This window comes from Bacteroides sp. OF04-15BH (assembly GCF_003477995.1).
Lineage (GTDB): Bacteria > Bacteroidota > Bacteroidia > Bacteroidales > Bacteroidaceae > Paraprevotella.
In genome coordinates this window covers 1-361 of the sequence record NZ_QUEM01000111.1, presented here as the reverse complement: position 1 = coordinate 361, position 361 = coordinate 1, and the positions used below count along the sequence as shown (strand labels likewise).

The 361-nt window shown below is 54.3% G+C and carries 1 protein-coding gene; it reads right to left on the bottom strand.

Annotated elements, in window-relative coordinates; all coding sequences use genetic code 11:
- Positions 1-275: mobilization protein (locus DXA74_RS16815; RefSeq protein ID WP_233550600.1), on the bottom strand; the 275-nt coding region annotated here is incomplete at its 3' end.
- Between the last annotated feature and the right edge of the window lie 86 nt (positions 276-361).

The window sequence follows — 361 nt, the reverse complement described above, 5'->3', positions numbered from 1 at the left end:
GACAGCTTGGTAAGTTGGTTGAGGTTGTTCGCCATGCCAATGAGGTTCTTGGCGATGGCTACCGTCTCTGCATTGTGTCCGCTCATCACCTCGCCGTTCAAGGCGGACTCACGGATGTACTCCGCCAACTTGCGGTTGGCTTTTCTCGCCCTCAGCCTCAGTGCCTCGTAGCTTGGCTTCGAGAACTTCACCGTGACAGACTTCGACAGCTTGCGAACCCTGCCTGTGGGCGGTCTTCCGCCCTTTTTCTTGTATTGTTCATGTATGCTTGTCATTCGATACACTGTTTACAGTTGGTACACTCACTTTCTGCGACCGTCGGGAGCAAAATTCCTCCGCCCTCATGGTGGAGCGAGGCGTT